This is a genomic window from Aerococcus urinaeequi (assembly GCF_001543205.1).
Lineage (GTDB): Bacteria > Bacillota > Bacilli > Lactobacillales > Aerococcaceae > Aerococcus > Aerococcus urinaeequi.
This window is the reverse complement of the sequence record NZ_CP014162.1, coordinates 56,691-75,581: the sequence shown is the minus strand read 5'-3', so window position 1 is coordinate 75,581 and position 18,891 is coordinate 56,691. Positions and strand designations below refer to the sequence as shown.

Below are 18,891 nucleotides of genomic sequence, written 5' to 3'. Positions count from 1 at the left end.
TTTTTTACAAAGTGCCCGGTTCTTACCAGAAGGATTTTAATGTGTTTGATAGGTGGTTTAGAATAACCAAGTAAACTAGCAAGGGACATATAAATTCATGAATCGGCCTTCAATATATAAATCAAAATAAGAGGCAAGTTGGCATCTGACTAAGTTGATGATTTGTCTTATTTTTCGAGAGGAGAACACTTAATGGACTTAAAAAATCAAGTTGCCCAAGTCATTAAATCGAGCATTGAAACTGAATTGACTTTGGAACAAATTCAAAATCTATTAGAAGTACCAAAACATGAAGGACACGGGGATATCGCCTTCCCATGTTTTATTTTTGCTAAGGAATTGCGCAAAGCGCCTCAAGCCATTGCACAGGAAATTGCACCACAAATTGAGGGAGAAATTGTAGACCGTGTTGAAGCAGTTGGCCCATACATCAACTTCTTCTTAAATCAAACATTGGTGACACAAGCGATCCTAACTGAGATTTATGAAGCAGGTAACCACTTTGGTGAATTAGCCATTGGACACGGTGAAAATATCACCATCGATATGTCTAGTCCAAACATTGCGAAACCAATGTCAATGGGACACTTACGTTCAACTGTTATCGGGAATGCCATTGCCAACATCACAAAAAAAGTTGGGTTCAATCCAGTACGTATCAATCACTTGGGTGACTGGGGGACACAATTCGGTAAGTTGATTGTTGGTTACAAAAAATGGGGTTCTGAAGAAGCTGTTCGTGAAAACCCAATTCAAGAATTGTTGAAGTACTATGTACAATTCCATGAAGAAGCAGAAAATGATGAAAGTCTTGAAGATGAAGGACGTCTATGGTTTAAAAAACTAGAAGATGGCGATCCAGAAGCTTATGCATTATGGAAATGGTTTAAAGACGAATCATTAAAAGAATTCCAACGCATCTATGATATCCTTGGCATCGAATTTGATTCTTACAACGGAGAAGCATTCTACTCAGATAAAATGCCAGCTGTTATCGATGAATTAAATGACAAAGGCTTATTAAAGGTAGACCGCGGTGCAACAATCGTTGATTTAGAGGCTTATAACTTAAACCCAGCTTTAATTAAAAAATCTGATGGGGCGACTTTATATATCACACGTGATTTAGCAACAGCTTTATACCGTAAGGATACTTATAACTTCGACCAATCGCTTTACGTGGTAGGTAACGAACAAAGTAACCACTTCAAGCAATTAAAAGCTGTATTAGAGTTAATGGGTTATGACTGGGCTGCAGACATTAACCACATTCCATTTGGTTTAATCACCCAAGACGGTAAGAAGTTATCTACTCGTAAAGGGAATGTTGTATTGTTAGAAGACGTGTTAAACGATGCCATTGACTTGGCCTTCAAACAAATTAACGAGAAAAACCCTGACTTAGAAAATAAAGAAGAAGTTGCCCACCAAGTTGGTGTTGGTGCTGTTATTTTCCATGACTTGAAAAATGACCGCTTAAATAGCTTCGACTTCAACTTAGAAGAAGTTGTGCAATTTGAAGGGGAGACTGGCCCATATGTACAATATGCCAATGCTCGTGCCCACTCAATCTTGCGCAAAGGAAACTTTGAGCCAGCTAAGATCAGCGAAATGACAAACTTCAATCTAGATAGCGATGAAGCTTTCCAAGTATTGAAAGAATTGAACCGTTACCCAGATATCGTAGCTAGTGCATATGAAAAATACGAACCATCTGTTGTGGCTAAATACTTATTAGCCTTATCTCAACAATTCAACAAATACTATGCACATACACGTATCCTAACTGAAGATGATCAATTACAATCCCGTTTAGCATTAGTATATGCCTTAACACAAGTGTTAGAATCTGGTTTAGCTATCCTTGGCGTACAAGCACCAAGCCAAATGTAATTTTTTGGACGCTAGGTTGTTAAAACCGATTTAAAACAAAATATGTTTTCATAGGAGAAAGGTAGTCACTGCCTTTCTCCTTTTTAGTGACTTTCAGTTCATATTTTTCCAAGAACTCTCATCCACCTTTAAAAATTCTTTACAAGTGTCTTGACTTTAAATGTCAAACCCTTATAATAATGAAAGCATAAAATCCTGTGAAGCATTGAGGGCGGGACCCGAGGTGTGACCACATAATATCAATTGTGTTCTTAGGTCAATTTGCGAATGGCCTTATTTTTTTGGGGAAAAATAGAGTAAAACAAATTTGAGGGAGATGTGAGTTATGGCAATTAAAGCGAAACCACTTTTATTAGATGTAGAGGAAAAACCGTTGTTCGCGAAAGGTTTATTATTGAGTTTTCAACATATATTTGCAATGTTTGGAGCAACAGTATTGGTGCCAATTCTTTTAGGGATGCCTGTATCTGTTGCTCTTTTTGCGAGTGGGATTGGGACTTTAATTTATCAAGTTGCAACTAAAGCGAAAGTACCCGTTTACTTAGGGTCATCATTTGCTTATATTACAGCGATGCAAATTGCAATTCAACAAATGGGCGGAGATGTTTCAGCAGCACAAACTGGTGTCATCATTTCTGGTATAGTCTACGTTCTTGTAGCGATTGCGATTCATTTTGCAGGTACTAACTGGATTGATAAATTATTACCGCCAATCGTTATTGGACCTATGATCATGGTAATTGGTTTAGGTTTATCATCAAGTGCGGTAGCCAATGCAGGTTTCGCAGAAGATGGAGATGTACGTAACATCGTCGTAGCTGTTGCGACCTTCTTGATCACAGCCCTTGTCCAAACAAGAGCGAAAGGCTTTTTCAAAATTATTCCGTTCTTAGTAGGGATTATTGGTGGTTATATTGTAGCGGTCCTATTGGGGATTGTAGATTTTACACCAGTTGTAGAAGCACAGTGGTTTGAGTTGCCAGATTTATACCTACCATTTGAGACATCTCTGTTTGAATCATATAATTTATACTTTGGTCCTGAAACATGGGCGATCGTACCTATTGTCTTGGTAACTATTTCAGAACATATTGGTGACCATACAGTATTAGGTAAAATTGTTGGCCGTAACTTCCTAAAAGATCCAGGTCTAAGCAGAACCTTAATCGGTGATGGGGTAGCCACTGCAGTGTCAGCCTTCATCGGTGGACCAGCGAATACGACATATGGTGAAAACACTGGGGTGATTGGTTTAACGCGTGTGGCTTCTGTATCAGTTATCCGAAACGCCGCTATTATCGCTATTATCTTAGCCTTCCTTGGTAAATTTACTGCCTTGATTTCAACGATTCCAAACGCTGTAGTCGGTGGGATGTCTATCTTACTTTACGGGATTATCGCAAGTAACGGTTTGAAAGTCATGATTGAAGAGCAAATCGACTTCAACCAAGTACGGAACTTAATTATTGCGTCAGCAATGCTGGTTATTGGATTAGGTGGCGCGGTCTTAGACCTTGGTTACTTAACCTTCTCAGGAACTGCTTTATCAGCCATCGTTGGTATCGTATTAAACTTGATCTTACCTGCAGAAGTAACCTTCCAAGTAGATAGAGACGTTAAATAATTAAATAAAAATTATTAGCAAAACGGCGGTTGAGATAGCTTAGTCTCAACCGCCGTTTTAGCATTTATTTTTTTAAAAATGTTTTAATTAGTCTCTAGAATAGTCTTTATCTTCGCCTTGTAATTCTGGGTTGGTTTCAACTTCGTGGTACATGTTATGGATAGACAGTACAACGAACAAGAATAAGAAGGCTGTTTGTAACCAGAAAATGGTCAAATCAAACATACCGTGCAGGATAACGATACTGCAGAAACTACAAATCAAGGCTAAACGTCGTCGTAAAATCGGATATTGCCGCATTTGATGAATCTTCTTGCCTAATGAAATCAGCGAAGGTAACAATATACCTGTCCCAACTGCACCGTAGGAAAGAAGGGTGTCTAGAACAATATTATGGGCATGTTGTGTGTATTTGTCCCCATAGTCTTGCCAGACATTGAGATAAGTCAAAGGCCCTTGTCCAAACCAAAAGTTATCTCTTAAGCCTTTCAAGCCGATTTCCCAGATGACAAACCGGTCTTCAAAAGCAAATCCTAAGTCCTCAAATCTCGGAAGAAAACCTAATTTGATGGCGATCAGTGTGCCAATCGTGGCGGTTAGAAATGTCCCAACTGCTATTTTTTTATAACCTAATACGAAATAGAATACAAAGAGTGTCCCAATCACCACGAGTAGTGAGGTACGGGTTCCGGTATAGGTGATCGCGAATAGGTTGCATAAGGATATAAATAGGAAAACGAATTTCTTCCGGTATTTGGTCGTCCGCATCATTTTGTAGAGGCCGATGAAGAAGAAGAATTCTAGCATCATGGCATAGTAATTGGGGTTGGCAAATGTTGCTTCCGCCCGACCGTTGTGGATGCGGTTAATCTCTGGGGATATGAAACTGTAATCCCATTCTGGTACCCAATTTAAATATTCAAAGGTTGCGAATATAAAGATGATAAATGAGCCAATTAAGGCAATGTTCAACAATTCTTCAACGTAATAGGGTCGAATGACTTGCTGATAATAGTTAAAATAGATGGCGATTGGTATAAAGGCAATCGAAATCCCTAATCCTGCCCAGTTTTGAAAGATAAATGAAATCACTGCTGAATACGCAATAAATATCCATATTGAGGTTGCAACTTCTCGCTTAATGTAGCGCGGACCAAGTAGGCCTAACATGAATAAGAATATAAATATGACAGCGAAAGTGACTAAGGTCATATAAAATGGAAATAGGTTACTGATAAATAATATCGAGATCAGTAATGATTGAACTGGCCAGGTTAGTTGAGCTTCTGGTTTACTCACCAAAAGTACACCTCCCTAATGTAATCATAGTTATCATTATAGCAACAATTCACGGGAAAAACATGGATAGGTCGCAATATTATCAGATTTTTAAGACCTTTAATTTGTGGTGCGGGCAAGGAGTGAATTCCTATTCTATAAGCACTATAATTAAAAGATAGGTTGAATAATGATATAATAAGTTATATTGATTGGAGGGACGGATATGGAAAAACTCATTTGGACCGGACTTGATGAAAAGGCCTTTAAACCTTACAAGTCTTGGATAAACAAAGGTAGTCCAGGTATCTGTGGCACCTATTGTGCTGCGGTATTAACACACTTTACAGTGCTTAGGGACACCAACCATTGGATGGCTAAACAGGACCTAATTAATGCCTTTAAAAAAGTTGTCGACGACTACCACCTACATAATGGGACTTTTTATTGGAATGTGGAAACAGGCTTAAATTCGGTATTCAATTTCGAAAATTACCGTGCGAAATCAGGCTTGTTACCGGATATTGAAGTGCCTAAGTTAATTGATCAATACCAAGCACCAGTCATCGTTGGTACCTTAAAATATTTAGGTTCCGCCTATAAAAACCATTGGCTAATTGCCTATGCTTACGCATATGACGAGCAAAATGATTTATATTTTAAAGTTTACGACAATCACGGTAAATACAATGCAGTCATTCCAGCTAAACAAACGAATGCCTATGTGTATTTAGAGCCGATCCAAGCAACGACAATAGAGCCGTCTACTGACGAAATAATAAATGAAGTGGACGATTTTACGAAAGATATTGCGATTGAAACCAATCAATCGAGACAAATCTTTTTAGAACGACAAGCTAAAGAAGCTGAAGAACGTAAGAAAAAACAAATTTTTGGAAAAGAGTGGGATGAATGGAAAGATATGATTATATAAGTATCGGTGGTGGGAGTGCTGGTATCGCATCAGCAAACCGTGCCGCTGAATATGGGGCTAAAGCTTTAATTATCGAGAAAAGAGATGTTGGTGGTACCTGTGTAAATAGAGGTTGTGTACCTAAGAAGATTTCTTGGCATGGCACGATGCTCAGAGACCAGATTAACGAGTACGGTTCTGCATACGGCCTAAACTTCACTGAAGAAGGTCCAGTTGACTACCCTGTATTAAAAGCCAATAGAGATGCTTATATTGACCGCATTCATGGTGGTTATGCATCTGGTTTTAAATCTCGTGGGACCCATTATTTAGCGGGTGAAGCGAAATTTATCGACAACCACACAGTAGAGGTTGACGGCGTTCAATATACAGCCCCACATATCGCCATCGTTCCAGGTGGCCGACCACGTTTAATTGACCTACCGGGTATTGATTTAGTAGATACTTCTGACGACTTTTTCGAATGGGAAACTTTACCAGAAAGCGTCTTAATCATTGGTGCAGGTTATGTGGCAACCGAATTTGCGGGCGTATTAAATGGCCTAGGTGTCAAAACAAGCCAAGCTGTTCGACATGACCGTCCTTTACGAGGCTATGATGAAGCAATTATCGAAGTCTTAGTTGATGAAATGAAGAAAACGGGCATTGAATTGCTGACTGAAAGCGATCCTGAATCCATTGAACAATTAGCTGATGGTTCACTTCGTGTAAACTTTAAAAATGGCCAACATGCTGATGCTGAAAAAGTGATTTACGCCATCGGACGTACACCAAATACTGATAATATCGGTTTGGAAAATACAGATGTTGAATTAACAACATCTGGACACATCAAAGTGGATGACTACCATAATACCAATGTGGAAGGCTTATATGCCTTTGGTGACGTTATTGGTAAAGTTGAATTAACACCGGTAGCGATTATGGCCGGTAGAACCTTATCGGATACCATTTTTAACGGTGCTGACCGGTACTTATTAGACTATGACACAGTACCAACTGTCATTTTTACCCACCCAGCAATCGGATCTATTGGCTATTCAGAAGAGGCAGCTAAAGAAAAATTTGGTGCGGACAAGGTGAAAGTGTATACTTCAAACTTCACGCCAATGTATTCAGCAGTTTCAGAAAATCGCCAACCAGCCCGGTTGAAATTGATTACCCAAGGCGACGATGAAGTGGTTGTAGGCGTTCATGGGATTGGCTATGCCATAGAAGAAATGATGCAAGGTTTTGCGGTCGGTGTTCGTTTAGGCTTAACCAAGAAACAATTCGACCAAACAATTGCCATCCATCCTACAGGTGCTGAAGAGTTTGTAACGATGCGATAAAGATAATTAAAAACGTCTATAGTGGACTTGTAGTCCATATAGACGTTTTTTTATTATTTTTAAAAATAGGCGCACTTTCAGTCTAGTGATATACCCGTTCAATATAAATCTGGAAACCTGTATCTGTAACATCAAAAGTAACATAATCGATAACCGCAGCCAAAATTTCTGTATTAAAAGTATCATTACGAATGCCTAGAAGGTCTTCATAATAATATTCAATTTCAGGTTGTCTTTTAGCATTTAGGTCATCTAATTGATCAATAAAAGATTGTGGAAGATCAGCTTTTTTACCGTCAAATTTAATGACAGAAGTAGATTGTTTATCGGTCGCAATGGATAAATCCATTTGATATTTATTAATTTCATAGTCATCAAATAAGTTCATAAATTCTGATACAATACGATTAACCTTTGCGTATTCTCTCATGTTCGTTATTTCTCTCCTTTATGACATCAAATATAGGGACAAGGAAGGCTGCGACGAACCCTCCAGAAAAGCCGTTATTATATAGATTTAATCCGGCGTGGGCATTACCGGTGTTATTCACAACGGCTGCATGTAAGGCACCAGCAATAAGACCTGCTCCCCATCCATAATGTCCAGCAATTGGCGCAAGGGTAGTACCGAATAATGCGGCTAATAGTGCACTAGTTGTATTAGGATTGTCGATATGCATGGCAATTTGCATCAAATATATACCAGCCATGATAGGAATAACATTAAATGGGTGTTTACCAAACGCTGCAAAACCTACGACAGTCAAGACACCGCCGACAACTGCACCTTCTAATTGACCACCAACAATATGCACATATCCAATAGCAATAAAACCAAGGATACCCATATTCATTAATGTAATAGGTGTACCAAATTCAATTACAATATCTGAAATTAACTGTCCAGAAGATTTACGTAATTTCATATACCCTTTAAATGAATAATCATTCAAGATAAATCCAGATAAGAAAAGCACGAGTGAAAAGAGGATAAAGAACCAAGTAACCAGCGAACTAGATAATTGTTGTGGTTCAATGTCGTAAGTTACTGGTAATTCAAAAACCCGCATAATCGATGCAATCACTAAACCAATAACGCCAGCAGTGAAGCCAGTATTATATAGATTAAATCCTTGGTGGAATCGTAGAAAGCTGGCTGAAACTGGGTGGATTACGAAACCAATAATTACACCCGCCATTATACCAATTGGCATCCCTATGAAAATAGGCAATCCCTGGCCAAATGTGATTAAGGATACTACTGGGCTTAGTGCAGATGAAAAAAGGGCACCCAATAGTAAGTTGGCAATCGGCGTATCAGAATACTTGCTATAAAGATAAGTACCGATTAGAAAAGGAATCGAATTATACAAGTTTTTTCCAAAGAATGAAAATCCCATAACTGTCAATAATGCAGCTAAAAGTGGACCAGTAATTTTAGGGGCGTTACGATGTATAAAAAAAGTATTGGCTAAAGTTAAAGTTCCTACGTTAAAAAAAGTTGCACCTATTCCACCAACTTCAAAGTAGTCCGTAATTAGATTACTAGGCGATAAAAGGATTGTCCAATAACCAGATATCAAAGAACTGGGCGATTGAACACTTAGGCCAAATAATATAAAAATGCTTGCTACTGTATAGAAGAATAAGGGTTTTATTTCAGTTTTACCGAAGAATAGATATAAAAAACGATGTAGTTGATTGTTGATCGTATTACGCATTTAAAACCACCTTTATTATTAGAATAGAATTTATTTATATTTTTATATTAGCAAGAAGTTGATAGGTAGACAAGCATAAATTGCAAAGGTATATAATGAGATAAACTCAGGAAAAACAGATCATATGACAAAATGTAAAAGGGCTATGACGGAAGTGTCACAGCCCTTTGTAGCTTAAAAAGCAAATAGATAAAATTGTTATTTGTTTAATTCTGACCCAGCATCAAATTTTTCATCCCAACCAGTAGCACGGATAATAAATTTACCGATTTCTACGTAAAGTACTACAGAAGCAGCAGCTAATAGAATTACAATCCACATTTGCAGTGCCATTGGGTCACCTAACAAGTGAACAGTACCGAAGGCGTCGTTTAGACCAGGTACGAATACAGTAATTAACATCAATACTGTTGAAGCTAATACTGCGAAGTTTAACCACTTGTTGTCGAATGGATTTGAAGCGAATAGTGACTTGAATACTGACTTAGAGTTGTAAGCGTGGAACAACTGGATGAATGCTAATGTTAAGAAGGCCATAGCTTCTGCATCTTCCAATGGCACACCCATTTGGTAACGACCGTACCAGAATACAAATAATGTTACAGCACCTTCATAGATACCTTGGTAAATAATTGATGGTAATACACCATTTGATAATAAGTTACCAGAACGCCCACGAGGTTTGTGTTCCATTACATCAGATTCCGCTGCTTCAAGACCTAATGCAATTGCAGGGAATGTATCAGTTACTAAGTTGATCCATAAGATATGGATAGGTTCTAAGATTGTCCAACCAAGCATTGTTGCAACGAATAAAGTCATAACCTCACCCAAGTTAGCAGATAGTAAGAATTGAACTGCTTTTTGGATATTTGAGAATACTTTACGTCCTTCTTCGATTGCAGTGATGATTGTCGCAAAGTTGTCATCAGCAAGTACCATGTCAGAAGCACCTTTAGAAACTTCTGTACCGGTGATACCCATACCAATACCGATATCAGCTTGTTTCAATGAAGGCGCGTCATTAACACCGTCACCAGTCATCGCAACAACTTTATCTTTTGATTGCCATGCAGATACGATACGTACTTTATGTTCTGGAGATACACGTGCGTAAACTGAATATTGTTCAACATTTGCTGCTAATTCTTCATCAGTTATTTCGTTTAAGTGTGCACCAGTTGTAACTGCTTCTTCTTGACCTTCTTCAATGATACCTAAACGAGCTGCGATAGCTGCGGCAGTATCTTTATGGTCACCAGTAATCATAACAGTACGGATACCCGCTTGTTTTGCAGTAGCGATAGAGGCTTTAGCTTCTGGACGCTCAGGGTCAATTTCCCCAACCATACCAGCGAAGATTAAATCATGCTCTAAAGTTTCTGTGTTGAACTCACCAGGCAATTCATCAATGTAACGATAAGACATACCTAATACACGTAATGCTTGGATAGCCATACCGTGGTTAGCATTTAATAATTCCTTACGAGCAGCTTCATCTAATGGTAAGATTTCGCCGTTGTTCACGTAGTGTGTACATTTTTCAATAATAACGTCTGGCGCACCTTTGGTCATTGAAACGTATTTACCGTGTGATTGCTCTTCACCTAAAGTTTCGTGAACAGTAGTAGACATTTTACGATCTGAATCGAATGGTACTTCACCAACACGAGGTTGAACTTTGATTGTTTCACGTACATCGTAACCTTTGTCGAAACCGAATTGAATCATTGCAGTTTCAGTAGGGTCACCAGCTAATGAACCATCTTTAGCGATTGTAGAGTCATTGGCCATATTCATAACTCGGAAAACAGGTTCGTTATGGTCAATGTCTTCAGATGCATCGTGTAATTCACCATTGTAGTAAACTTTTTCGATAGTCATCTTGTTTTGAGTTAGGGTACCAGTTTTATCTGAACAGATAACTTCAGTACCCCCAAGTGTTTCAACAGCAGGTAACTTACGTACCAAGGCACGACGGTCGGCCATCTTTTGAGTACCTAATGCAAGGATAATAGTTGAGATAGCAGGTAGACCTTCTGGAAGTGCAGCAACAGCAATTGAGATTGCAGTTAATAGCATTGTGATCCAGTCAAATCCACGCAATAAACCTAGGAAGAAAATAACAACGGCAATAATAACAATTGCATAAGTTAGGAAACGAGTTAACCCGTTCATATTTTCTTGTAATGGTGTTGTTTTACCTTCAGCGTTTTCTAACATCTCAGCGATGTTACCGACTTCAGTATCCATAGCTGTTGCAGTTACAACACCTTCACCACGTCCGTAAGTTACGTTAGTAGAAGAGAACCCCATATTTAAACGGTCACCGATACCAGCGTCACCTTCAACAGTGGCAGTATCTTTAGTAACTGGTACAGATTCACCAGTTAAAGCAGCTTCTTCAATTTGTAATGAACTTGCTTTAAATAGACGTAAGTCGGCAGGTACAACGTCACCAGCTTCAAGAATTACAATGTCACCAACAACGATTTCTTTAGAATCGATTGCTTTAACTTCGCCATCACGACGAACGTTTGCTTTAGGTGAAGACATTTTCTTAAGAGAGTCAATAGCATCCTCAGCTTTATTTTCTTGAACAACACCCATGATTGCATTAATTAATACAACCGCAAGAATAATAATTGCATCTACCAAACCGTGAGAACCTTCTAAAATTAATGAAAGTGCTGCAGCGATTAATAAGATAATAATCATTAAATCTTTAAATTGATCCAAGAACTTTTGTAAGGTTGACTTGCGTTCACCTTCTTTAATTTCGTTCGGTCCGTTCTTCTCTAAGCGACTGGCAGCTTCAGCATCAGATAAACCTTCAGTAGAAGAATTTAATGATGTGAAGACTTGATCAGCATCTTGAGTGAAAAAAGACTGATTGTTCTTTTCTTCTGACATTAATCATCTCTCCATCCTTTAAATTATTATCCCTAAAGCAGGATCCAGAGGTTGTCTTTCAAAAAAAAGACCTATGACTACTCCTCCAAGTAGAGAAGTAGCCATAAGTCTCATCTTTTAAGACGGCACCAGCAGATATCTGCCGTATATGTTGGCGCCGCCACGATACAATAATCGCTGATTACTCCCTCATGGAACTGTTTAAGTTAAGATAATTATATTTTATTTAAGATAGAATTGCAATAATTAACTGAAATTAAAATGCGCAAAGACTGTCTAAATTTGTTGAATGGCAAAAGCACCATTTTTGGGGTATAATAATTGTTCGTGAAAAAAGAAAGGTGTTGAATATGGAGTCATCTTACATTCAAATTATTAATCAAAGCTTACCATTTAATAAAAAGCAAATTGAAAATGTATTGGGATTGCTAGAAGAGGGCAATACAGTACCTTTTATCGCTCGTTATCGTAAGGAAGTAACGCAGTCATTAGACGAGGTTCAGATTAGAGAAATTGAACATGCTTACCAATATACGAAACAATTAGAGGAAAGAAAGGCATCGGTTCTTGCAAATATTGAAGAACAAGGAAAATTAACAGATGACCTAGCTAAAAAAATTAAACAAGCGACAGTTTTACAAACGGTTGAAGACCTTTATGCGCCGTACAAACAAAAACGTCGTACAAAGGCAACTATTGCCAAAGAGAATGGTTTAGAAGACCTTGCCAAATGGTTATTTTCATCTCCAGCTACAGGTAATGTTCAAGCGGAAGCTGAAAAATTCTTAAATGACGAAATTCAAGACACTAAAATGGCCTTGGATGGGGCACACGAAATTATGGCTGAATGGATTGCAGAAGATGCAGATATTCGTCTATGGTTACGTAAATATACTTTAAAAGAAGGTAAATTAACCAGTCTAAAACGTAAAAATGCGGAAGATGAAAAAGCTATCTTCGAAATATATTACGATTTTAGCCAAAATATCCAAAACCTGAAACCTTATCAGGTATTAGCGATTAATCGGGCTGAAAAGTTGAAGATTTTAAATGTTTCTATTGAAGCTGATGAATTTCCAATCATTGAACACTTGGTACACCGTTTTATCAAAGGCCACCCAGTGTCAACGCGCGAAATCCAAGCGGCTATTCAAGATTCCTTAGATCGTTTCTTAAAACCTTCTATTGAGAGAGAATTGCGTTCTAAATTAACTGAGACAGCTGAAACACATGCAATTGACACTTTTTCAACGAACTTAGGTAACTTATTAATGCAACCACCATTGAAAGGCCGTGTGGTCCTAGGATTAGACCCAGCATTTAGAACAGGTTGTAAGTTAGCTGTTGTTGATGCAACTGGGAAAGTATTAGCTAAAACCGTAATTTATCCGCATGCACCGGTCAACAAAAAAGCTGAAGCCAGCAAAAAATTTATCGAGTTAATCAAGACTTACCATGTAGAAATGGTTGCGATTGGTAACGGCACAGCAAGTCGTGAGTCTGAACAGTTTGTTGCTGAACAAATCCAAGACAATGACTTAGACTTGGTTTATAGCATTGTTAATGAAGCTGGCGCTTCAGTTTATTCCGCTAGTGAAATTGCCCGCGAAGAATTTCCTGAGTATAACGTTGAAGAGCGTTCAGCCGTGTCTATCGCGCGTCGCTTGCAAGACCCATTAGCTGAATTGGTAAAAATAGAACCTAAAGCCATTGGTGTAGGGCAATACCAACATGATGTCTCTCAAAAAGAACTTGCTGAAAGTTTAGATTTCACTGTTGAAACTGTGGTTAACCGGGTTGGAGTCAACTTAAATACAGCTTCTGCTTCATTATTGAGCCATGTTGCCGGCTTATCGATGACAGTTGCTAAAAATATCGTTGAGTACCGAAACGAAAATGGTGTGTTTACTGATCGCAAGCAATTAGGTAAGGTAAAGCGTTTAGGACCAAAAACATATGAACAAGCAGTTGGTTTCATCCGTATTACAGGTGGCGACAACATTTTAGATAATACAGGTATACACCCTGAAAATTATAAGGAAGTTAAGGCAATTCTGAAAGACTTAGGTATTTCATTAGAAGAACTACAAAGTGAAGAAGCCAGAAAAACAATTGCCAATTTCGATTTAGATGCCTTATCTGAAACATATGGTATTGGTAAAGCGACCTTAGTGGATATTCAAAAATCACTAATGACACCAGGACGTGACCCACGTGAAGACGTCGCTGCGCCAATTTTAAGATCTGATGTTCTTTCACTGAAAGATTTAAAAGTAGGGATGAAATTACAAGGTACAGTGCGTAATGTTGTGGATTTTGGTGCCTTTGTCGATGTTGGTGTCAAACAAGATGGTTTAGTCCATATTTCGAGAATGTCTACAAAATTCGTAAGTAATCCAAGTGATATCGTTTCTGTAGGTGATATTGTTGAAGTTTGGGTATCAGAAGTAGACGAGAAAAAAGGTCGAATTGGCTTAAGCATGCTTGAAATTAAATAAACTTTCTTAAAATTAGAAAATAATTAAAATTAAATTAAAAAACACTTGATTATTCTGTTTTATTTGTTATATTTAAATTAACTTAAAGAGAGGAAGGTAGAAACAATGATGACTGTACATTCAAATATGCAAGCGGAATTTGTTTCTGCTTTCCCACATCAAAATTTATTATTATTATTAGCTAACTGAGGATTCTACCATATATTGTAGAGTCCTATTTCTCGTGAAATACGGGCTCTTAGCTTAGACGCCGGCCCGTTTGAATGAGTCGGCGTTTTTTATTTGGCTAAGTTGTTAGATGTAGCTCTTTGGTTGATGTTTGGGTTGGAGACAATATTTACAAATAGATGGGAGAAATCTTTTATGAAAAACATGAAATTTACTAAAATGCTAACGACGATCTTTGCGGCTTCTATTATAGTAGCTGGTTGCTCACAAGCAACTACTGCTACTTCTAATAATTCAAATTCATCATCCTCTTCAGAGTTGTCAACCAGCAATTCAGATACGGTAAATATTGGCGGACTTTGGGAACTAACCGGTGCTACTGCGGCATATGGTGTGGTCCAAGATAATGCTGTCCAATTGGCCGTTGAACAAAGGAATGAAGAGGGCGGGATCGACGGTAAAGATGTGAGCTATCAGTCATACGACAATCAAGGTGCACCAGAAGAAGCAGCTACAGGTATGACTTATTTAATTGAGCAAGGCAATTCAGTCGTCCTTGGACCGGCTACAGCGGCCTTAACTTTTGCTACCCAACCAGTGGCTGAAAATGCCCAAGTGCCATTTGTATCCGCAACGACTACAGTAGATAATGCAACTATTAACTCAGAAACGGGTGAGGTCTGGGAATACTTCTACCGGACAAGTTTTGAAATTTCTTTCCAAGGAGCTGCTATCGCTGAGTTTGCCAACCAAAATGACTATGAAACTGCCGCTGTACTGAAAGATAACTCGACTGATTATGGTCAAAACCTAACAGATATTTTCATTGAAAACTTTGACGGTGACGTGATCATTGACGAGTCATATATTTCTGGTGATACAGACTTCAGCTCAGTCCTAACAAATGTTAAATCTCAAAACCCTGATGTAATCTTTATTGCAGGTTACTACCAAGAAGCTGGTCCAATTATTAAACAAGCCAGAGAAATGGGTATCGATATTGCGATTGTTGGTCCTAATGGTTTGGGTAACCAAAATATTGTCGAACTAGCAGGTGCTGAAAATATGACCAATGTCTATTACGTAGCCCATTTCGTATATACAGAAGATGCTGACCAAGATGTTCAAGACTTCTATAATGCTTATGTTAAAAAATTCGGCACTCAACCAGATATGTTCTCTGCAGTAGCATATGACGCTGCAAATATGGTGATGGACGCGATTGATGAAGCCGATTCTACAGACCCAACTGCCATCAAAGATGCTATTGGCGCAACGGAAGGATTTGAAGGTATCGCTTATGATATTACCTTCGATGAAGAACATAACGTATCTGCACCGGCTTATATTCAAGAAGTAGTTAACGGCGAACCAACAGAAAATGTTACAGTAATTGAACCAGAATAAGGTGAAAAATCTGTACTTTACTCAAGTAAATGATAAAATATATGTAAGCACTTAAAAAATATTGATAAATAGGGAGGGTTCTTCATGAAAATTAAACAATATATGAGTAAAGATGTGATCACTGTTTCACCGGAGACTTCTGTAACAGAAGCTGTGGCCAAAATGGAAAGTCACCAGATTCATAATCTGCCAGTTACAAAGAATGGTCAATTTGTTGGGTTAATTACACAAGACATTATTGATGCAAAATCTGCTTCAGATGCGACAAGTCTAAGTGTATACGAATTAAACTATATCCTTTCTCAAGCGGATGTTGAAAAATTCATGGACAAGAAAGCAGCAACTGCCACTACTGAGTGGATGGTAGAAGAGGCAGCGGAATATATGCGTACGAATAACCTTCGCGTGTTACCAATTGTTGATGAAAATAAAAAAGTCCAAGGGATTGTAACTTATAAAGATATATTCAAAGCCTTAATTGACTTATCTGGTTATACACCAGGTGATGAAGGTAGCCGTATCGTCGTAAAAGTTGTCGAAGATAGAGTAGGAGTCCTTTCAGATATTACGAAAGTCCTTGCTGACGCGAGTGTAAGTGTATCGCATATCTTTGTGAATGATGAAGATGGTATTGAAATTACAATTCAAGTTCATGCTGGCCAAGGTGATAATGCTAAAGCAGCTATTGAAACAGCTGGTTATGAAGTTGTTACACTATAATGTTATATAGAAGAAAAGTGGTTCAGCTATAACATCTGGACCGCTTTTTGTATAAATTAAGTCGGCATTTTTCGACGATATTTATCTTATTCACTAGAGTTTTTTCATCCAAAAAAAACAGCCAAAGTCCTTTTAAATTGGGGTGTCTGGCTGTTTTTTATTCATAAAAAGTACATATGCGGCTAACAAGATTTGAACTTGCACGAGAATACTCTCACTGCCCCCTCAAGGCAGCGCGTCTGCCGTTCCGCCATAGCCGCGAACCTAGACTTCTAATGAAGTCTAGTGAAAATTAATAGATTAAACCAACTAAGAAAATGATTGCTAAGAAGAATAGTAGTAAAACACCCAAAATAGTATAGAAGGCTTTTGATTTGCTAACATTACCTGATTGCAAGAAATGTATCGTCATGGTAATGATCAATAAGGCAATTTGCATTAAAGTCAATAATAGCACAATAATCATGAAAATCAATGGCGCTAGTAATGAGCTTAAGAAACAAATGATAGCGACAACTACTGAGATACTATTCATACCGAAGAAATGGGTCAGCCATACATTATTACTCATTTTTTCGGATTCATTATTCCGATTGAATAGGTGAATAATTGCTGGTAATAACCACAGGCAAATAATTAGAAAGACGAATGTTTTTAAACCAAAGCGCCAAGCAACAAATTCAAAATTCAAGTTTGGTAAGACAGATAAATCCGCAAACCATTCGTAATGAGAAACGAGGTAATTGGCAAGAGAAGTAATAGATACAGTATTTAATATTGCAAGTAGCAATAAGCTTGTAATACCGTGGTTTGGATTCTTATTTAATTCGTTAGTGGTAGGTGATTGTATTGGTTTTTTGATATAGGACAAGAGATAAGCTATGTAAGAAGTGAGACGGTTACCATCTTGTTTGTTTTGACGGCGACTAGGACCACCTTTATCAGTAGTTTTTGTCTTTTTATTGTTTTTGACAAAAGAAAATAATGGTTTTTTAGCCTTCTTCTCGTCTTTATTGTCACCATTGCTATCAGAAGAGTTGGTATTGCCATTCGCATAAGCTGCATTTTGAATTGGAGAGGTTTGGTACTCTTCGTAAGCCTCATGGTGGTCGTCTTCATCATCATATACTGTATCCGCAAATGAAGCTACAGGAATTTCAATCGTATCATGTAAGTCGTCATCCGATTCACGATGGGTAAAAATATAGTCACAATTTGGACAAATTTTTGTATCTGCTAGAATTGTCGACTGACAGTTTGGACATATCATAGTTATCGTTGCTCCTCATCTATTCATCACAATTTCCCTTCAATATTTACGGGTTTAAAAGTGTGATTTACTTCAATCCATGATAGCATAGTTTTGTAGAGGACAGTACAATTACCAAGAATTTTAGTGTTTTTTTAAGGAGTAAAATATGACCTATCAACAAAAAACTTTACCAACAAAAGTTGATCCCAAAGAACATATAGAAGCATTAGATGTGTCGAAAACAAAAAAAGAAGATGGGTTAAAGCTATTAAAGATTTTCACCGAAGAAACAGGGGAAGAACCGGTTATGTGGGGGCCATCGATCATAGGCTATGGTATTTACGAATATACGACCACTTCTGGCATCGAAGGCGTTTGGCCAATGACTGGATTTTCGATCCAAAAAGCACGATTTTCTCTGTACCTAAAATTTGATAAGGAAATTTCGCAACAATTTTTAGATATAATTGGTAAGTATAAGGCGGGTGTTTCTTGTGTTTATGTCAATAAATTAGCTGACATTGATGAAGGGGTACTGAGAGAGTTTATTCGCGAAGGATATCAATATATGCAAAGTCACTTCAAGACAATCGATAGAATATAAAAGTATTTGCATTTTTTTATCTTAAATAGGAGATATCGTTTAACCTTTTAAACTATCTTTGATAAAATATAACTATATATTAAAAACTTGAAATTGAAATTGAAATGGAGATGGGATCAATGAAAATGGCACATACTTGTTATCGTGTGAAAGATTTAGAAGCTTCAAAAGCATTCTATAAAGAAGCATTTGGTTTTGAAATTGCAGAAGAAAAAGATTTTCCAGAACACGAATTTACATTGACTTATTTATCTTTACCAGGTGATGATTATGAGTTAGAGTTGACTTATAACTACGGTTCAGAGGCTTATGACTTAGGAAATGGCTATGGTCATGTTGCGATTGCTGTAGAAGATTTAGAAGCGCTTCATGCATCGCAAAGCGAGAAAGGTTTGGATGTTACTGACCTTAAACAATTACCAGGGGATACCAAACCAAGATACTTCTTTGTGACTGATCCAGATGGCTACAAAATTGAAGTGATTCGGTTATAATAACTAAATTCAAGGTCTTTAACGATTAAAGCTTTATCCGACAAAAAAGGATTG

The 18,891-nt window shown here is 37.7% G+C and carries 14 protein-coding genes and 1 tRNA gene; 9 read left to right on the top strand and 6 right to left on the bottom strand.

The window, feature by feature from the left end:
* Positions 1-192: 192 nt before the first annotated feature.
* Complete coding sequence (gene argS, locus AWM74_RS00315; protein ID WP_026466134.1) at positions 193-1,893, top strand: arginine--tRNA ligase; 1,701 nt, start codon at positions 193-195, stop codon at positions 1,891-1,893.
* A gap of 325 nt (positions 1,894-2,218) precedes the next feature.
* A complete protein-coding gene (locus tag AWM74_RS00310) occupies positions 2,219-3,517 on the top strand; it encodes a uracil-xanthine permease family protein (protein WP_026466133.1) in 1,299 nt (432 codons plus the stop codon).
* Between the two features lie 87 nt (positions 3,518-3,604).
* Here the strand turns inward: AWM74_RS00310 and AWM74_RS00305 are convergent, their stop codons facing one another.
* Entirely contained in the window at positions 3,605-4,816 is a 1,212-nt protein-coding gene (locus AWM74_RS00305) for an O-antigen ligase family protein (protein ID WP_225968926.1), read from the bottom strand.
* A gap of 205 nt (positions 4,817-5,021) precedes the next feature.
* On the opposite strand from AWM74_RS00305, the gene AWM74_RS00300 reads away from it, so the two are divergent.
* Together AWM74_RS00300 and gorA are read left to right on the top strand one after the other, a co-directional pair.
* Positions 5,022-5,729 (top strand): hypothetical protein, encoded by a 708-nt coding sequence (locus AWM74_RS00300; RefSeq protein WP_026466131.1) that lies wholly within the window; start codon positions 5,022-5,024, stop codon positions 5,727-5,729.
* Positions 5,708-7,060: a glutathione-disulfide reductase gene (gorA, locus tag AWM74_RS00295; protein WP_026466130.1), complete on the top strand. Its 1,353-nt coding sequence runs from the start codon at positions 5,708-5,710 to the stop codon at positions 7,058-7,060. The genes AWM74_RS00300 and gorA overlap by 22 nt, the downstream gene beginning before the upstream one ends.
* Positions 7,061-7,142: 82 nt before the next feature.
* Here the strand turns inward: gorA and AWM74_RS00290 are convergent, their stop codons facing one another.
* From AWM74_RS00290 to AWM74_RS00280, 3 genes are all read right to left on the bottom strand, one after another.
* Positions 7,143-7,490, bottom strand: a complete 348-nt coding sequence (locus AWM74_RS00290; protein WP_026466129.1) for a hypothetical protein — start codon at positions 7,488-7,490, stop codon at positions 7,143-7,145.
* Positions 7,468-8,781, bottom strand: coding sequence for a DUF1576 domain-containing protein (locus tag AWM74_RS00285; protein ID WP_051218249.1), 1,314 nt, complete (start codon positions 8,779-8,781; stop codon positions 7,468-7,470). The genes AWM74_RS00290 and AWM74_RS00285 overlap by 23 nt, the downstream gene beginning before the upstream one ends.
* A 198-nt stretch (positions 8,782-8,979) precedes the next feature.
* Positions 8,980-11,694 carry a cation-translocating P-type ATPase gene (locus AWM74_RS00280; protein WP_026466127.1) on the bottom strand — a complete coding sequence of 905 codons (2,715 nt, stop codon included), beginning with the start codon at positions 11,692-11,694 and terminating at the stop codon, positions 8,980-8,982.
* 350 nt (positions 11,695-12,044) lie between these two features.
* Between AWM74_RS00280 and AWM74_RS00275 the strand changes: the two genes are divergently transcribed.
* The 3 genes from AWM74_RS00275 (at position 12,045) to AWM74_RS00265 (ending at position 16,487) form a co-directional block, all read left to right on the top strand.
* Positions 12,045-14,192 (top strand): Tex family protein, encoded by a 2,148-nt coding sequence (locus tag AWM74_RS00275; protein WP_026466126.1) that lies wholly within the window; start codon positions 12,045-12,047, stop codon positions 14,190-14,192.
* A 363-nt stretch (positions 14,193-14,555) separates the two neighbouring features.
* Entirely contained in the window at positions 14,556-15,767 is a 1,212-nt protein-coding gene (locus AWM74_RS00270; protein WP_026466125.1) for an ABC transporter substrate-binding protein, read from the top strand.
* 84 nt (positions 15,768-15,851) lie between these two features.
* A complete protein-coding gene (locus AWM74_RS00265) occupies positions 15,852-16,487 on the top strand; it encodes a CBS domain-containing protein (RefSeq protein WP_016897047.1) in 636 nt (211 codons plus the stop codon).
* 177 nt (positions 16,488-16,664) lie between these two features.
* Here the strand turns inward: AWM74_RS00265 and AWM74_RS00260 are convergent.
* Positions 16,665-16,747, bottom strand: a tRNA-Leu gene (locus tag AWM74_RS00260).
* A 32-nt stretch (positions 16,748-16,779) separates the two neighbouring features.
* Positions 16,780-17,757 (bottom strand): YIP1 family protein, encoded by a 978-nt coding sequence (locus AWM74_RS00255; protein ID WP_060774334.1) that lies wholly within the window; start codon positions 17,755-17,757, stop codon positions 16,780-16,782.
* A 148-nt stretch (positions 17,758-17,905) separates the two neighbouring features.
* Between AWM74_RS00255 and AWM74_RS00250 the strand changes: the two genes are divergently transcribed.
* A complete protein-coding gene (locus AWM74_RS00250; protein WP_026466123.1) occupies positions 17,906-18,343 on the top strand; it encodes a DUF1801 domain-containing protein in 438 nt (145 codons plus the stop codon).
* A 119-nt stretch (positions 18,344-18,462) separates the two neighbouring features.
* Entirely contained in the window at positions 18,463-18,837 is a 375-nt protein-coding gene (gene gloA, locus AWM74_RS00245) for a lactoylglutathione lyase (RefSeq protein ID WP_016897050.1), read from the top strand.
* Positions 18,838-18,891: the final 54 nt, after the last annotated feature.